Source organism: Paraburkholderia sp. BL18I3N2, from assembly GCF_003001875.1.
Classification (GTDB): domain Bacteria; phylum Pseudomonadota; class Gammaproteobacteria; order Burkholderiales; family Burkholderiaceae; genus Paraburkholderia; species Paraburkholderia phytofirmans.
In genome coordinates this window covers 125,457-141,015 of sequence record NZ_PVNC01000014.1, presented here as the reverse complement: position 1 = coordinate 141,015, position 15,559 = coordinate 125,457, and the positions used below count along the sequence as shown (strand labels likewise).

Sequence of the window (15,559 nt, the reverse complement as noted above, 5' to 3'; positions counted from 1 at the left end):
GGGATGAGTGAGCCGCAGCACCCGCAGCCGCAGGACACAGACACGAACGAAGGCCATCCGGCGCCAGTCGCACGGGCGGCAGTGCAGCCTGTTGTGCAGCCGGGGATGAATTCGTTGGCGGCGGTTGGCGCGCGCTTGACCCAATTGCGTGAATCGAAAGGTTGGACGATCGACGACGTGTCGGCGCGTTTGAAAGTGTCGGTCATCAAGTTGCGCGCACTCGAATCGGGCGACATCAGCCACTTGCCGGATACGACCTTCGCGCTCGGCGTGGTGCGCAGCTACGCGAAAATGCTCGGTGCGGATCCCACGCCGTTCACGGCGGCGCTGCGCCGCGAAAAGGGTGTGCCCGCGCCGGATCTGTCAATGCCGGCGTCGTCGGGTAGGGACTTGCCGCGCGGCAAGGTGTCGCTCTCGCTGGGCGGCAGCGGGCAAAAGAGCCGCTCGTGGTTGTGGGGTGTGGCGGCGGTGATCGTCGCGGTGATCGCGCTTGGCATGTGGCACACCAATGGCGGCGATTCGTCGGCCTGGCTGGCGCGCTTGAAAGCGAGCGCGAATGGCGCCGCTGGCGGCTCGACCGGCGCATCGGGCGCGGTGGCGCAGGGCCAGTCGGCAGGTTCGGAAGCGACTGCGGAAGAGGCTGCTTCAGCGACGGACACGCAGGCGGCGGAGAATGCAGCGTCGGCTACACCGATGCCCGCGCCACTTGCCACGGGTGCGGCACCTTCGTCGGCGCCGGCAGTCACGGCAATGACGGCCGCGCCGAAGACGGGCTCACAAGCACCGGCTGTGGCAACGGCGCCGGGCGCGAGCGCACCGGCGGCTACGGTGACGCCGGCTGCAGGTCAGTCGATCGTTGCGTTGAGCGTGAAGCAGGATAGCTGGTTCAGCGTGCGTGGCAAAGATGGCAAGGAAGTGTTTTCCGGCCTCGTGCACGCAGGCGATACCAAGGCGGTAACGGGCGAAGCGCCGTTCAAGGTCACGCTCGGCAACAGGGCCGGCCTCGACTCGCTGACGCTCGATGGCCAGCCGGTCGATCCGTCGAAATATGCGGCGGCCAAAGGCAACGTGGCGCGTTTCGCGCTGCCTTGACAGATACGGTATGCGCCGCGGCCAACCGGTCCGCGGCGCTTTTTCAATTCAGGCGCGACGTCTTTTGTGTGGCGCATGCGGCGTAAATGGGTTTTTCGATGCAATCCGAAGCTCAATCCCAATCCAGTAGCAAGATCGTTTCAACCGAGCCGGTGTTCGGCGGCCACGCACCGCGGCGCAAGTCGCACGCGGTCGACGTCCGTTGGGGCGGCCAGCTCGTTACCATCGGCGGCGACGCACCCGTGCGCATCCAGTCGATGACCAACACGGACACCGCGGACGCCATCGGCACCGCGATCCAGATCAAGGAACTGGCGCAAGCCGGCTCGGAACTGGTCCGTATTACGGTGAACACGCCGGAAGCGGCCGCGGCCGTGCCGGCCGTGCGCGAGCAGCTCGACCGCATGGGCGTGTCGGTGCCGCTGGTCGGCGACTTCCATTACAACGGCCATCTGCTGTTGCGCGATTACCCCGCGTGCGCGGAATCGCTGTCCAAGTACCGGATCAATCCGGGCAACGTGGGCCACGGCGCGAAACGGGACACGCAATTCGCACAGATGATCGAAGCCGCGGCAAAGTACGACAAGCCGGTGCGTATCGGCGTCAACTGGGGCAGTCTCGATCAGGACCTGCTTGCGAAGATGATGGACGAGAACGCCGCGCGTTCCACGCCGTGGGAAGCGCAAAGCGTCATGTACGAAGCGCTCATCCAGTCGGCGATCGGCTCGGCGGAGCGGGCGGTCGAACTCGGCCTGTCGCGCAATCAGATCATTCTGTCGTGCAAGGTCAGCGGCGTGCAGGATCTGATCGCTGTGTACCGCGAACTCGCGCGTCGTTGCGACTTCGCGCTGCATCTCGGCTTGACCGAGGCGGGCATGGGTTCGAAGGGCATCGTTGCCTCGACCGCGGCGTTGTCTGTGTTGCTGCAGCAGGGCATCGGCGACACGATCCGCATTTCGCTCACGCCGGAACCGGGCGCCTCGCGCACCGGCGAAGTAATCGTCGGCCAGGAAATCCTGCAGACCATGGGTCTGCGCTCGTTCACGCCGATGGTGATCGCGTGCCCGGGTTGCGGTCGGACCACCAGCACGCTGTTCCAGGAGCTCGCATCGCAAATCCAGACCTATCTGCGCACGCAGATGCCGGTGTGGCGCGATCAGTATCCTGGCGTCGAGAAGATGCACGTCGCGGTGATGGGCTGTATCGTCAACGGTCCGGGCGAGTCGAAGCAGGCGAATATCGGCATCAGCTTGCCGGGCTCGGGCGAGAACCCGGCCGCGCCGGTGTTCATCGACGGCGAGAAGGTCAAGACGCTGCGCGGCGATAACATTGCGCAAGAATTCCAGCAAATCGTGAGTGACTACGTCGAGCGCAGCTATGGCCGCGCCACGGTAGCCAACTAAATATCGGCTCTCGAAATACAGATGACTGAACAGAAGAAAAAGCTCGAAAAGCTCTCCGGCGTGAAGGGCATGAACGACATCCTTCCGCAGGAAGCCGGGCTGTGGGAATTTTTCGAAACGACCGTCAAGTCGATGCTGCGTTCGTACGGATACCAGAATATTCGTACGCCGATCGTCGAGCATACGCAGTTGTTCAAGCGCGGTATCGGCGAAGTGACCGACATCGTCGAGAAAGAGATGTACAGCTTTACCGACGCGTTGAACGGTGAAAATCTGACCATGCGCCCGGAAAACACGGCAGCGGTGGTGCGCGCGGCGATTGAACACAACATGCTCTACGACGGTCCGAAGCGCCTGTGGTACATCGGCCCGATGTTCCGTCACGAGCGTCCGCAGCGCGGCCGTTATCGCCAGTTTCATCAGGTCGGCGTGGAAGCGCTCGGCTTTGCCGGTCCGGACGCCGACGCTGAAATCATCATGATGTGTCAGCGTCTGTGGGACGACCTCGGGCTGATGGGCATCAAGCTCGAAATCAACTCGCTGGGCCTCGCGGAAGAACGCGCGGCGCATCGTGTGGAATTGATCGCACACCTCGAAAAGCACATGGACGTGCTCGACGAGGAAGCGAAACGCCGTCTCTACACGAACCCGCTGCGCGTGCTGGACACGAAGAATCCGGCCATGCAGGAAGTCGCGCAGAACGCGCCCAGGCTGATCGATTTTCTCGGCGAAGAATCGCGCGCGCACTTCGAAGGTTTGCAGCGCATTCTGAAGGCGAACAACATCCCGTTCACGATCAATCCGCGTCTCGTGCGCGGTCTAGATTACTACAATCTGACCGTGTTCGAATGGGTGACCGACAAGCTCGGCGCGCAAGGCACCGTCGCGGCGGGCGGCCGTTATGATCCGCTGATCGAACAGCTCGGCGGTAAGCCCACGGCGGCATGCGGCTGGGCGATGGGCGTCGAGCGGATCCTCGAGTTGCTAAAAGAAGAGCAGCTCGTGCCGGAAGACGAAGGTTGCGACGTGTACGTGGTCCATCAGGGCGACGCGGCGCGCGAGCAGGCCTTCATCATCGCCGAGCGTCTGCGCGACACCGGCCTCGATGTGATCCTGCATTGCAGCGCCGACGGTCAAACGGCCAGCTTCAAATCGCAGATGAAGCGTGCCGACGCAAGCGGCGCCGCGTTCGCTGTGGTGCTCGGCGAAGACGAGATCGCCAACGGCACGGTCGGCGTGAAACCGCTGCGCGATACAAATGCTAACGGCGGTAAAAACGAGCAACAAAACGTGCCGGCCGAAGACTTGACCGAATTTCTAATCAATGCGATGGTTGCAACCGCCGAAGACGGCGACGACTGATCGCGATGTCGTCGAGCCGGTTGGGCGCCAATCGGATTCGACACGCACACGTAGCAAGAAAGAGGAAATCGCCGGGCAATGAGTTACCACGACGAACAAGAATCGATTGAAAGTCTGAAGGCATGGTGGACGCAGTGGGGTAATGCAACCACATGGATCGTGCTGGTGGCACTGGTGGCCGCGGCCGGCTGGAACGGCTGGAATTTCTGGCAACGGCGCCAGGCGGCTGAAGCCGCTGTGCTGTATGACCAGGTCCAGCAAGCCGTGGCATCGGGCGACAAGGCGAAGATCACGCGCGTCGCCACCGATATGGAAGACAAGTTCAGCAGCACCGCGTATGCGCAAATGACCGCGCTAGGCGCTGCCAAGGCGCTGTACGCCGCGGGCGATGAAGCCGCCGCGAAGGCACAACTGCAATGGACCATCGATCACGCGAAAGATGACGAGTTCAAGCAGATCGCCAAGCTGCGTCTCGCTTCGCTGCTGCTCGACGACAAGGCTTACGATCAGGGCCTCGCATTGCTAGCCGAACCGCAATCCGACGCGTTCAAGGGCATCGTGGCGAACGGCCGCGGCGATCTGCTCGCCGCTCAAGGCAAGCGAGACGATGCACGCGCGGCCTACAAGCTCGCGCTCGACTCGCTGTCGAAAAACGATAGCTCCGCACGCCAGTTGATTCAGTTCAAGCTGGACGCGCTGGGCGGCTGATCGCCACATATGAGCGCCGTAATCAGCGCCGCGTGCAACGACCAACCGCTCTCCTTTAATTAATTTCCTGAATGCTTCGTCCACCGATGAATCTGCTGAAACGTTACGCTGTGCCCGTTGCCTGTGCGATGACCGTGCTCACCATGGCGGCTTGCTCATCCACGAAAGACGAGCGCCGCGTGCCCACGCCGCTCACCGAGTTCAAACCCGTGCTCGACGTGCAGCAGGCCTGGAAGGCAAGCGTCGGTAAGGCAGGACGTTACCTGTTCTCGCCGGTCGCGGTGGGCAATGCGGTGTACGCTGCCGGCGCGAACGGGTCGGTTGCGAAGATCGACGCGCAGACCGGTCAGGACGTGTGGCGCGTCAAGCTCCACGACGACCTCTCGGCGGGCGTCGGCAGCGACGGCACGTTGACAGCGGTCGGCGGGCTGAAGGGCGACGTCTACGTGCTCGGCGCGGACGGCAAGCAACTCTGGACCGCCAAGGCGCCGGGCGAAATCATTTCGCCGCCGCTCGTCGGCAATGGTCTCGTGGTGGTGCGTACGGTCGACGGCCAGATCACCGCGTTCAACGCGCAAACCGGCGAGCAGAAGTGGAACTACCGCAATCGCGCGGTGCCGCTCAATCTGCGCGTGTCGTCGGGCATGACGTTCGCGGGCGACGCAGCCGTGCTGGCCGGTTTCCCTGGCGGCGCGTTTGCCGCGATCAACGTGCAGACGGGCGACAACTACTGGCAAACGCCGGTGTCCTATCCGAAGGGCGTGACGGAAGTGGAGCGCATCAACGACGTGACCGGACCGCCCACGCTGGTCGGTTCGGAAACCTGCGCAGTGACGTTCCAGGGCCAGATTGGCTGTTTCGACGCGAACTCGGGCCGTGCCGTTTGGGAGAAGGCGTTCTCGAGCACGAGCGGTCTGGCGCAGGACGAGCGCGCCGTGGTCGCGGCGGACGACTGGTCGGTGGTGTCGGCGTTCGACACCAACAGCGGCGCGCTGCTGTGGAAGAACGACAAGCTGAAGAACCGCGACCTGAGCGTGCCGTTCATCCTGGGTCACGCCGCCGTGCTGGGCGACTATCAGGGTTACGTGCACTTCCTGTCCCGCGACGACGGCACGCTCGTCGCGCGCGTGAAGACCGACGGCAGCCCGATTACGGCGGCGCCGGTACTCGCCGGCGAAACGCTGGTGGTGCTCACGCACGACGGCGACCTGTACGGCTACCGCCCGCGCTAATCGCGCGCGGCAATCGCCGTCTGGCGTGCAGGCCGGCTTTGCCGGCCGCACGCGTTTTTGTAAGTGCTAGTTTGAGTTGAAGTTGCAGGGCAGAGTGAGCAGAAGAATTACGCCGGACTGGCTGGTCCGGCGAGTCGAATCAGACATGGCGTACGGCCCACGTGGCCATCGGTGAGTGCTTGCGGCACCACCCTCGGCGGCATCTTCGCCAATACCGCAGAGAATCGTATTCGAACCGGCGTGCGAGCCGTCGAGCAGTAAAGACTGAATCTGGCGGCCCGCTGGCGTCGCCCATACAGCCAAACCCCCGTCCGCCCGGACGTGCATATTGACAGCACATCCGGGGTTGGCCGAATTCGTGATAATTTTCGTCAAACGCTGCCGTGTAGCGGCCGCATGGCGTCGCTACGCGGCCGGTCGATTTCGATCCCGCGTTTCACCGTGAACAACATCTGATGAAACCCGTTATTGCCCTCGTCGGGCGCCCCAATGTGGGGAAATCCACGCTGTTCAACCGGCTCACGCGCTCGCGTGACGCGCTGGTTGCCGACCTGCCTGGTCTCACGCGCGATCGCCATTACGGCGAAGGGCGCACCGGCGATCGGCCGTATCTGGTCGTCGACACCGGCGGTTTCGAACCGGTCGCGAAAGACGGCATCCTGCACGAAATGGCGCGTCAAACCCGCCAGGCGGTCGAGGAATCGGACATCGTCGTGTTCATCGTCGATGGTCGCAATGGGCTCGCGCCGCAGGACAAGTCGATCGCCGACTACCTGCGCAAGGTCGGCCGGCCGATTTTCCTGGTCGTCAACAAGGCGGAGGGCATGAAGTACAGCAACGTCGCCGCCGACTTCTACGAACTCGGCCTCGGCGACCCGCGCGCGATTTCCGCGGCGCATGGCGACGGCGTCACCGAAATGATCAACGAGGCGCTCGAAGTCGCATACGCCGGCCAGCCGGAAGAAAGCGACGAAGAGAAGCAGACGCGCGGCGTGAAGATCGCGATCGTCGGACGTCCGAATGTCGGCAAGTCGACGTTGATCAATGCGCTGGTGGGCGAAGAGCGCGTGATCGCGTTCGACATGCCGGGCACCACGCGCGATTCGATCTACGTCGATTTCGAACGCGGCGGCAAGCCGTACACGCTGATCGACACGGCCGGCTTGCGCCGCCGCGGCAAGGTATTCGAAGCGATCGAGAAATTCTCGGTGGTGAAGACGCTGCAGTCGATCTCCGACGCCAACGTCGTGATCCTGCTGCTCGACGCGCGCCAGGACATTTCGGAGCAGGACGCGCACATTGCCGGCTTCGTGGTGGAGCAGGGCCGTGCGCTGGTGGTGGGCGTGAACAAGTGGGACGGTCTCGATCCGCATGTGCGCGAGCGCACCAAAGCGGACCTCGAGCGCAAACTAAAATTTCTCGACTTCGCCAAATTCCATTTCATTTCCGCCGCGGAAAAAACGGGGATCGGCCCGTTGATGCGTTCGGTCGACGACGCCTACGCAGCCGCGATGGCCAAGTTGCCGACGCCGAAGCTCACGCGCGCGTTGATCGATGCCGTCGAATTCCAGCAGCCGCGCCGACGCGGTCCGGTGCGCCCGAAACTGCGTTACGCGCACCAGGGCGGACAGAATCCGCCGATCATCGTGATTCACGGCAACGCGCTCGACGCGATCACCGAAACGTACAAACGCTACCTGGAAAACCGCTTCCGGGAAACTTTCAAGCTGACTGGGACTCCATTGCGCATAGAGTTCAGATCGTCGACGAACCCTTACGCGGATAAAGGCTAATTCCAGGCTGAAACCCGCGTGTGTGCTGGCTTTGGCCGCCTGGCCAGGCCTCCCGCGCAAAAATGAAAATCGGCTATAGTGTAGCGGTTGACGGTGGATCTCTTTTTCTTCCTCGTCAATTAAGTCAACCTGCAAAAAAATACGGAGTTTGCTATGAGCAACAAAGGGCAATTGTTACAAGACCCGTTTTTGAACGCACTGCGTAAAGAGCATGTGCCGGTGTCGATCTATCTGGTCAACGGCATCAAGCTTCAAGGGAACATCGAATCGTTCGACCAGTACGTCGTGTTGCTCCGGAATACGGTCACCCAGATGGTCTACAAGCACGCAATCTCGACAGTCGTGCCAGCCCGTCCGGTGAATTTCCACCCGGATTCTGAACAGTCCTAACCCCCGTCGCGGCCGGCATAACGTCGCCCGTTGGCGATTATTTCCGGCCGCCTCATTTTGATACCCTCCAATTTGATCAATGCAGCGCTTGTCGGCATCGACTTCGGTAAGATCGATTTCGAAGCCAGTCTGGAAGAACTCAGCCTGCTCGCGCAAAGCGCGGGCGCGAATCCCTTAGTCACCCTCACCGGGCGCCGGTCCAGTCCCGATGCCAAGATGTTCGTCGGCAGCGGCAAGGCCGAAGAACTGCGTCTTGCGTGTGAGGCGAACGACATCGAACTCGTCATTTTCAATCACGCTCTGGCGCCTGCGCAGCAGCGCAATCTGGAGCAAGCGCTTAATCGGCGCGTGATCGATCGCACCAGTCTGATCCTCGACATTTTTGCGCAACGCGCCCGCAGCCATGAAGGCAAGCTGCAGGTGGAACTCGCGCAACTGCAGTATCTGTCGACGCGGCTGATCCGCGCATGGACCCACCTGGAGCGGCAAAAAGGCGGTATCGGTTTGCGCGGCCCTGGCGAAACGCAGCTCGAAACCGACCGTCGTTTGATCGGCGAGCGCATCAAGGCGCTCAAGACGCGGCTCGAGAAACTGCGCCGTCAGCACGGCACGCAGCGGCGCGCGCGCAGCCGCAATCAGACCATGTCGGTGTCGCTGGTCGGTTACACGAACGCGGGCAAGTCCACGCTCTTCAACGCGCTCACCAAGGCTCAGGCGTACGCCGCCGACCAGTTGTTCGCGACGCTCGATACCACCTCGCGGCGCGTCTATCTCGGCGACGAAGCGGGGCAGGTGGTGGTGTCGGATACGGTCGGCTTCATCCGCGAACTGCCTCACCAACTGGTGGCGGCGTTTCGCGCCACACTCGAGGAAACCATTCACGCCGATCTGCTGCTGCATGTGGTCGATGCATCGAGCGCGGTGCGGCTCGACCAGATCGATCAGGTGAACGAGGTATTGCACGCAATCGGTGCAGACACGATCCGCCAGGTGCTGGTCTTCAACAAGATCGACGCGGTGCCGGAGTTGGCGGCCCGTGGGGACGCGGTTGAAAGGGATGAGTATGGTAATATTTCGCGCGTCTTTTTGAGCGCGCGCACGGGGCAAGGGCTGGACACACTGCGCGCTGCCATCGCTGAAATCGCTACTGCCGAACCTCTTCCCGAAACGCTGGTCGATCTCTCGGAAGAAGACCGGTCGGCAGCACCACGCGACGACCGCAAGGTCCCAGAACTCGGGCACTGACCCGTTCCAATTGCACTGACCCGCTGTCTACTCTGGTGAACGAACACAGGTGAACGATTACAACGAGCGGAGTATCTGGCTGCGCATGCGCGCCATGCTGTCACTGAACGATCCGCGCTGGGGCCGGGGAGACGGCAATGGCGACCGGCAACGTCCCAACGAGCCGAAGCGTCCGCCGACCAAAGACGGCGAGGGCCCGCCCGATCTCGACGAGATGTGGCGCGATTTCAACCGTCGTTTGAGCCGGGTGTTTGGCCGCAAGGGCGGCGGTGCGGGCGGCGGCCGTCCCGACAACGGTCGTAGCGCGCGCATCGGCGTGGGCATCGTGATCGGCGTGCTGCTGGCCATTTATCTCGGCAGCGGTGTGTTCGTCGTGCAGGACGGCCAGGCCGGCGTCGTGATGCAGTTCGGCAAATATCGCTACACGGCGGGACAGGGTGTGCACTGGCGTCTGCCGTATCCGTTCGAAGCGCATGAGCTCGTCAATATAGGCCAGATCCGTCAGGTGGAAGTTGGCCGCAACAACGTGGTGCGTCTCGCGAATGTGAAAGACGCGTCGATGCTCACGCACGACGCTGACATTGTCGACGTGCGCTTCGCCGTGCAATACCAGGTGAAGAAGCCGACCGATTATCTGTTTCGCAGCGTCGATCCCGATCAGGGCGTGATGCAGGCTGCCCAGGCGGCGGTGCGCAGCATCGTCGGCGCGCGCAGCACCAATGACATCCTCTATCAGGATCGCGAAACAATTCGCCAGCAACTCATGGCGGCGATCCAGCAATCCCTGGATGAATATCAGTCCGGCCTCGCCGTGACCGGTGTGACGATCCAGGGCGTGCAAGTGCCCGACCGGGTGCAGGCCGCATTCGACGACGCCGCGAAAGTCCGTCAGGAAAACGACCGCGCGAAACGCGATGCCGAAGCCTATGCCGCGGATCTTTTGCCGCGCGCGCAAGCCGATGTGGCGCGCCAGATTGATGAAGCGAAAAACTACAGCGACAAGACAGTGGCTCAGGCACAAGGCGACGCCGAGCGCTTCAAGCAGGTCTACGCGCAGTACTCGAAAGCGCCCGCTGTGATTCGCGAGCGCATGTACCTGGACACCATGCAGCAGATCTATTCGAATACGACCAAGGTGTATGTAGACAGCAAGAGCGGCAACAACGTGCTGTATCTGCCGCTTGACAAGCTCGTCGAGCAGACTCGCCAGAGGGTCGCCGACGCTGCCGCCGCTTCAGGTGCGGCTGCAGGCGCCACGGCCGCTGCAGCGCCGCAAGCGGCGAGCAGTGCCGCGTCGCCTTTGTCTACACCGTCTGCCTCCGCAACGGGCGCCGTGGCCTCGGCGCCTGCCGCATCTGCCGCGTCGGCCAGCCAGGCCGCATCCGGCAGCGACGCGCTGCGTTCACGCGACTCCTTCCGCAGCCGTATGCGCGAAGACGACGTTCAATAAGGAGCGCACATCATGAACAAGATCATTGCGCTCGTCGTGGCTGTCGTCATCGTGCTGTTCGCCGCTTCGTCGATGGTGTTCGTCGTCGATCAGCGCCACATGGCCGTGCTGTCCTCACATGGCGACGAGGCGCCGAGCCTGCTTGGCCCCGGTCTGCATGTGAAATTGCCGCCGCCGTTGCAAACGGTGACGCTGGTCGATAACCGCATCCAGTCGCTCGACGCACCGGACGAAGACCGTTACGTGACGTCCGACAAAATCGATCTGCTGGCCAATCCGGTTCTCAAATATCGCGTGACCGATCCGCTCAAGCTGCTCGCCGAAACGCGCGGTGACGCGCAGAGTCTGCCGGACCGGCTCGCGTTGCTGTCGCGCGGCGCGCTCGGCGAGGCGTTCGCGAAGGTCACGTTGTCCGACGCGCTCGCAAGGCAACAGGCCGTCGCCGACGAAGCGCGCGCCGCGATGGACAAGGCGGCGGCATCGCTCGGCGTGTCGGTGGTCGACGTGCAGTTGACGCGCGTCGATTTCCCCGCGTCGATGGCGGACTCCGTCTACAAGCGCATGATCGCCGCGCGCCAGCAGGTCGCGGCCGACGCACGCGCGAAGGGCACCGCCGAAGCCGACAAGATCAGGCAGGACGCGATCGGCCAGCAACAGGCGATTCTCGCGGACGGTTATCGTCAGGCGCAGACCATCAAGGGCGAGGGCGATGCCAAGGCAGCGCAGATCGCCGCCGATGCTTACGGCAGCGACCCGCAGTTCTACCAGTTCTATCAAAGCATGCAGGCATACAAGAACACCTTCAAGCCGGGCGACGTGATAGTCGTCGATCCGAGCAACGAGTTCTTCCGCTTCATGCGTAGCTCGACCGGCGGCGCCGCCCCGGACGCTCCCGCGGCTTCGCGCAAACCCTGATAACCGGAACGCCGCGGCATCCGCATCGCGGCGCTTTAATTCGCATGGATATAGCCGGCTCGTTACTGCTCGCGATCGCGTTGATGCTGATTATCGAGGGAATGTTTCCCTTCGTTTTCCCGAGCGCCTGGCGCGACACTTTCCGTAAAATAGCGGAACGGCCGCCGCACCAGATTCGCGTTGGCGGCCTGATCGTGATGGTGCTCGGGCTGATCCTGCTGTTTGTCGTGACTTGATGGGGCTTGGTTGCCGATGGCCTCGCGGTCCGACGGCACGTGCGATCCCCGCGATTACCCGCAATCAGCGCGGCCGGATGCGACCTGCCGCCATTGTCCGCGGTGCTCTGAACGCTGCGTCGCATCGCCCTGCGGCCAAAAGCCGGATGCGGCGGTTGCAAGTAATCCGGACGCCCGCGATGGCCGCCAAAATCGAGCCGCCGCCCGCCATTCACTCTCACTTACCGGCGCACCCAGCCGCCGTGTTCAACGCCGTAGGACTGTATCGATGTCGACCTGGTTACTTCCCGAAAATATTGCCGACGTGCTGCCGTCGGAAGCCCGCAAGATCGAAGAATTGCGGCGCCATTTGCTGGACCGTTTCCGTTCGTACGGCTACGAGATGGTCATGCCGCCGTTGCTCGAATACATCGAGTCGCTGCTGACCGGCGGCGGACACGATCTGAATCTGCGGACCTTCAAACTGGTCGATCAGCTGTCCGGGCGCACGCTCGGTCTGCGCGCGGACATCACGCCGCAGGTCGCGCGCATCGACGCGCATCTGCTGAATCGCCAGGGCGTGACGCGTCTTTGCTATGCGGGCAACGTCGCGCATACGCGTCCGCGCGGCCTGCATGCCACGCGCGAGCAGATCCAGATCGGCGCGGAAATCTACGGTCACGCGGGCCTCGAAGCGGACCTGGAAATCCAGCAACTGATGCTCGACGCGCTGCGTCTGGCCGGCCTCGCGAAAGTGCGCCTCGATCTGTGCCACGCGGGCGTGCTCGCGGCGCTGATCGAAGCCGAGCCGGCCGCGGAGGAACTCGGGCAGTCGCTTTACGACGCGCTGGCGGGCAAGGACGTGCCGCGTCTCGTCGAATTGACGGCGAACCTGACACCGGTGATCCGCGACGCCTTGCGCGCGCTGCCCACGCTGTACGGCGACGCGTCGGTGCTCGACGAGGCCCGTGCACGCTTGCCGAACGTGCCGGCCATCGCCCGCGCGCTCGACGACCTCGCGTTCCTCGCAAGCCAGGTGGACGGCGCCGAAGTGATGATCGATCTCGCCGATCTGCGCGGCTATGCTTACCACAGCGGCGTGATGTTCTCGGCGTACGTGGACGGCGTGCCGAACGCGGTCGCGCGCGGCGGCCGTTACGACCACGTGGGCCAGGCGTACGGCCGTGCGCGCGCGGCAACCGGCTTTTCGCTCGATCTGCGCGAAGTGGCGCGGATTTCGCCGGTCGAAGCGCGCAGCAGCGCGATTCTCGCGCCGTGGCAGCACGACGAAGCACTGCGCGTGAGCGTCGCCGCGTTGCGCGATGCCGGCGAAGTCGTGATACAGGCGCTGCCCGGCCATGAACACGATCTGGACGAATTCGCATTCGACCGCGTGTTGGTCGAGCGCAACGGCAACTGGGTCATCGAAGCGCGCGCCTGAGCGCGTTCCGGCAGACCCGTCCGAGGGTGATCCTAAGCGCCTCTCAGACAGCATCGAACGTGTCGTTAAAACGCGGTGCGGCCACCGGCCGCGCTACTTTCGCAATACCCAACATAACGTGCATACCGTTGAGCGGAAACGGAAAAATTCGGAAGGTTCCGCGAACATAGGTAGAATACGTTTTTAACCAGCTTACGAAACAACATGTCTGCCAGCGCAGTGAATGTGAACCCCGGGCGTAACGTCGTCGTCGTGGGAACCCAGTGGGGTGATGAAGGCAAGGGCAAGATCGTCGACTGGCTGACGGACCACGCTCAAGGCGTCGTTCGCTTTCAGGGCGGTCACAATGCCGGTCACACGCTTATCATCGGCGGCAAGAAAACCATCTTGCGTCTGATTCCGTCGGGCATCATGCATCCCGGCGTCGCGTGCTACATCGGCAATGGCGTCGTGTTGTCGCCGGAAGCGCTGTTCAAGGAAATCGGCGAGCTCGAAGCCGCCGGGGTCGACGTTCAGAATCGCCTCTTCATTTCCGAAGCCACCACCCTGATCCTGCCGTATCACATCGCCATCGACCAGGGCCGCGAAGCGCGCCGTGGCGCGGGCAAGATCGGCACCACCGGCCGCGGCATCGGCCCGGCTTACGAAGACAAGGTCGCGCGCCGCGGTTTGCGCGTACAGGACCTGTTCGAGCCGGAAACTTTCGCCGAACGTCTGCGTGAAAATCTCGATTATCACAACTTCGTGTTGACGCAATACCTGGGCGTCGCCGCTGTCGACTTCCAGCAAACGCTCGACACGATGCTCAGCTATGCCGACCGTCTGAAGCCGATGGTCACCGACGTGTCGCGCCGTCTGTACGACGCGAACGCCGCCGGCAGCAACCTGCTGTTCGAAGGCGCGCAAGGCACGCTGCTCGACATCGACCACGGCACGTATCCGTACGTCACGTCGAGCAATTGCGTGGCGGGTGCGGCCACGGCGGGCGCGGGCGTCGGTCCGCAAAAGCTGAACTACATTCTCGGCATCACCAAGGCGTACTGCACGCGCGTCGGTTCGGGCCCGTTCCCGAGCGAACTGTACGACGCGGACAACGCCGCCCGTCAGGAAGCGATCGGTCTCGAACTCGCTACCGTCGGCAAGGAGTTCGGCTCGGTCACCGGCCGTCCGCGCCGCACCGGCTGGCTCGACGTCGCCGCGCTGCGCCGCTCGATCCAGATCAACGGCGTGTCGGGTCTGTGCATGACCAAGCTCGACGTGCTCGACGGTCTCGACGAAGTGAAGCTGTGCGTCGGCTACATGGTCGACGGCAACCATGTCGATCTGCTGCCGCGCGGCTCATCGGAAGTCGCGCGTTGCGAGCCGGTGTACGAAACCTTCGCGGGCTGGAAGGAAAGCACCGTCGGCATCAAGGAATGGGACAAGCTGCCCGCGAATGCGCGCGCTTATTTGTCGCGTGTGCAGGAAGTCGCTGGCATTCCGATCGACATGGTGTCGACCGGTCCGGATCGCGACGAAACGATTCTGCTTCGTCATCCGTTCAAGGTTTAAGCCATGGTGCAAGGTGTACCCATGATTGCGATGAAAGATCCGCGCAACGACGACAAGAACCTCTGGGTCGGCTGGGACGAGTATCACCGGCTGATCGAAATGCTGGCGTTGCAGGTCCACGAGTCGGGCTGGAAGTTCGACAAGATCCTGTGCCTCGCGCGCGGCGGTTTGCGCGTCGGCGATCAGCTCTCGCGCATTTACGATCTGCCGTTGGCGATTCTCGCCACGAGTTCGTATCGTGAAGCGGCCGGCACGGAGCAGGGCGAACTCGACATCGCGCAATACATCACCATGACGCGCGGCGAACTGCACGGCAACGTGCTGCTGGTCGACGACCTGGTCGACTCGGGCGTGACGCTCGCGCGTGTTCAGCAGCATCTGAAAGAGCGTTATCCGGCGATCACCGCCGTGCGTTCGGCGGTGCTCTGGTACAAGGGCTGCTCGAAGGTGAAGCCCGATTACCACGTGCAGTATCTGCCCACTAATCCGTGGATTCATCAGCCGTTCGAGGAATGGGACACGGTGCGTCCGCATAACCTCGGCGCGTGGATCAAGCGCGGCATGCAGCAAGCGCAGGAGTCGTCGGAGAAGTGATGCGCACTTCGGCGCCGAACGTGTTGCATCTTCGTCGCGCCGTACCCTGCGTAGTCTCGCAAAACGGAGCCCATTGGGCTCCGTTTTTTTATGTGCGGGCCATGCGCGCGCGCTTCGCAAACCGCGCATGGCCGATGCCGGCAACGCGGCTCGCGCAGCAGACGCGCC

Annotated in this window: 14 protein-coding genes; all 14 read left to right on the top strand. The window is 63.0% G+C overall.

Annotated features, from left to right (window positions below):
* The first annotated feature begins 3 nt into the window (after positions 1-3).
* The 14 genes from B0G75_RS28765 to B0G75_RS28700 all read left to right on the top strand — a co-directional run bounded on the left by B0G75_RS28765 (position 4) and on the right by B0G75_RS28700 (position 15,391).
* Positions 4-1,092, top strand: coding sequence for a RodZ domain-containing protein (locus tag B0G75_RS28765; RefSeq protein ID WP_106313434.1), 1,089 nt, complete (start codon positions 4-6; stop codon positions 1,090-1,092).
* An 86-nt stretch (positions 1,093-1,178) separates the two neighbouring features.
* Positions 1,179-2,495: a flavodoxin-dependent (E)-4-hydroxy-3-methylbut-2-enyl-diphosphate synthase gene (ispG, locus tag B0G75_RS28760; protein ID WP_106313433.1), complete on the top strand. Its 1,317-nt coding sequence runs from the start codon at positions 1,179-1,181 to the stop codon at positions 2,493-2,495.
* A 21-nt stretch (positions 2,496-2,516) separates the two neighbouring features.
* Positions 2,517-3,857: a histidine--tRNA ligase gene (gene hisS, locus B0G75_RS28755; RefSeq protein ID WP_106313432.1), complete on the top strand. Its 1,341-nt coding sequence runs from the start codon at positions 2,517-2,519 to the stop codon at positions 3,855-3,857.
* Between the two features lie 78 nt (positions 3,858-3,935).
* On the top strand, positions 3,936-4,565 hold the full coding sequence (locus tag B0G75_RS28750; RefSeq protein ID WP_106313431.1) for a tetratricopeptide repeat protein: 630 nt from the start codon (positions 3,936-3,938) through the stop codon (positions 4,563-4,565).
* 86 nt (positions 4,566-4,651) lie between these two features.
* Positions 4,652-5,797 (top strand): outer membrane protein assembly factor BamB, encoded by a 1,146-nt coding sequence (gene bamB, locus B0G75_RS28745; protein ID WP_106313430.1) that lies wholly within the window; start codon positions 4,652-4,654, stop codon positions 5,795-5,797.
* Positions 5,798-6,252: 455 nt separating this feature from the next.
* Positions 6,253-7,590, top strand: coding sequence for a ribosome biogenesis GTPase Der (gene der / locus B0G75_RS28740; RefSeq protein WP_106313429.1), 1,338 nt, complete (start codon positions 6,253-6,255; stop codon positions 7,588-7,590).
* A 153-nt stretch (positions 7,591-7,743) separates the two neighbouring features.
* A complete protein-coding gene (hfq, locus tag B0G75_RS28735; RefSeq protein WP_006051315.1) occupies positions 7,744-7,980 on the top strand; it encodes an RNA chaperone Hfq in 237 nt (78 codons plus the stop codon).
* A 30-nt stretch (positions 7,981-8,010) separates the two neighbouring features.
* Positions 8,011-9,225 carry a GTPase HflX gene (hflX, locus tag B0G75_RS28730; RefSeq protein WP_181309372.1) on the top strand — a complete coding sequence of 405 codons (1,215 nt, stop codon included), beginning with the start codon at positions 8,011-8,013 and terminating at the stop codon, positions 9,223-9,225.
* Positions 9,226-9,274: 49 nt separating this feature from the next.
* Entirely contained in the window at positions 9,275-10,675 is a 1,401-nt protein-coding gene (gene hflK / locus B0G75_RS28725; protein WP_106313428.1) for an FtsH protease activity modulator HflK, read from the top strand.
* A gap of 12 nt (positions 10,676-10,687) precedes the next feature.
* Positions 10,688-11,590 (top strand): protease modulator HflC, encoded by a 903-nt coding sequence (gene hflC, locus B0G75_RS28720; RefSeq protein ID WP_106313427.1) that lies wholly within the window; start codon positions 10,688-10,690, stop codon positions 11,588-11,590.
* Between the two features lie 44 nt (positions 11,591-11,634).
* On the top strand, positions 11,635-11,826 hold the full coding sequence (locus B0G75_RS28715) for a DUF2065 domain-containing protein (protein ID WP_106313426.1): 192 nt from the start codon (positions 11,635-11,637) through the stop codon (positions 11,824-11,826).
* A gap of 268 nt (positions 11,827-12,094) precedes the next feature.
* Positions 12,095-13,246, top strand: a complete 1,152-nt coding sequence (locus B0G75_RS28710) for an ATP phosphoribosyltransferase regulatory subunit (protein WP_106313425.1) — start codon at positions 12,095-12,097, stop codon at positions 13,244-13,246.
* Between the two features lie 204 nt (positions 13,247-13,450).
* Positions 13,451-14,797 carry an adenylosuccinate synthase gene (locus B0G75_RS28705; protein WP_106313424.1) on the top strand — a complete coding sequence of 449 codons (1,347 nt, stop codon included), beginning with the start codon at positions 13,451-13,453 and terminating at the stop codon, positions 14,795-14,797.
* Between the two features lie 3 nt (positions 14,798-14,800).
* A complete protein-coding gene (locus B0G75_RS28700) occupies positions 14,801-15,391 on the top strand; it encodes a phosphoribosyltransferase (RefSeq protein ID WP_012433519.1) in 591 nt (196 codons plus the stop codon).
* Positions 15,392-15,559 lie beyond the last annotated feature (168 nt).

Coding starts and splice junctions, on each gene's coding strand:
- B0G75_RS28750 (WP_106313431.1), top strand. CDS start 3,936: ATGAGTTACCACGACGAACAAGAATCGATTGAAAGTCTGAAGGCATGG.
- bamB (WP_106313430.1), top strand. CDS start 4,652: ATGAATCTGCTGAAACGTTACGCTGTGCCCGTTGCCTGTGCGATGACC.
- B0G75_RS28765 (WP_106313434.1), top strand. CDS start 4: ATGAGTGAGCCGCAGCACCCGCAGCCGCAGGACACAGACACGAACGAA.
- hisS (WP_106313432.1), top strand. CDS start 2,517: ATGACTGAACAGAAGAAAAAGCTCGAAAAGCTCTCCGGCGTGAAGGGC.
- B0G75_RS28700 (WP_012433519.1), top strand. CDS start 14,801: ATGGTGCAAGGTGTACCCATGATTGCGATGAAAGATCCGCGCAACGAC.
- hflC (WP_106313427.1), top strand. CDS start 10,688: ATGAACAAGATCATTGCGCTCGTCGTGGCTGTCGTCATCGTGCTGTTC.
- hfq (WP_006051315.1), top strand. CDS start 7,744: ATGAGCAACAAAGGGCAATTGTTACAAGACCCGTTTTTGAACGCACTG.
- B0G75_RS28710 (WP_106313425.1), top strand. CDS start 12,095: ATGTCGACCTGGTTACTTCCCGAAAATATTGCCGACGTGCTGCCGTCG.
- ispG (WP_106313433.1), top strand. CDS start 1,179: ATGGGTTTTTCGATGCAATCCGAAGCTCAATCCCAATCCAGTAGCAAG.
- der (WP_106313429.1), top strand. CDS start 6,253: ATGAAACCCGTTATTGCCCTCGTCGGGCGCCCCAATGTGGGGAAATCC.
- B0G75_RS28715 (WP_106313426.1), top strand. CDS start 11,635: ATGGATATAGCCGGCTCGTTACTGCTCGCGATCGCGTTGATGCTGATT.
- B0G75_RS28705 (WP_106313424.1), top strand. CDS start 13,451: ATGTCTGCCAGCGCAGTGAATGTGAACCCCGGGCGTAACGTCGTCGTC.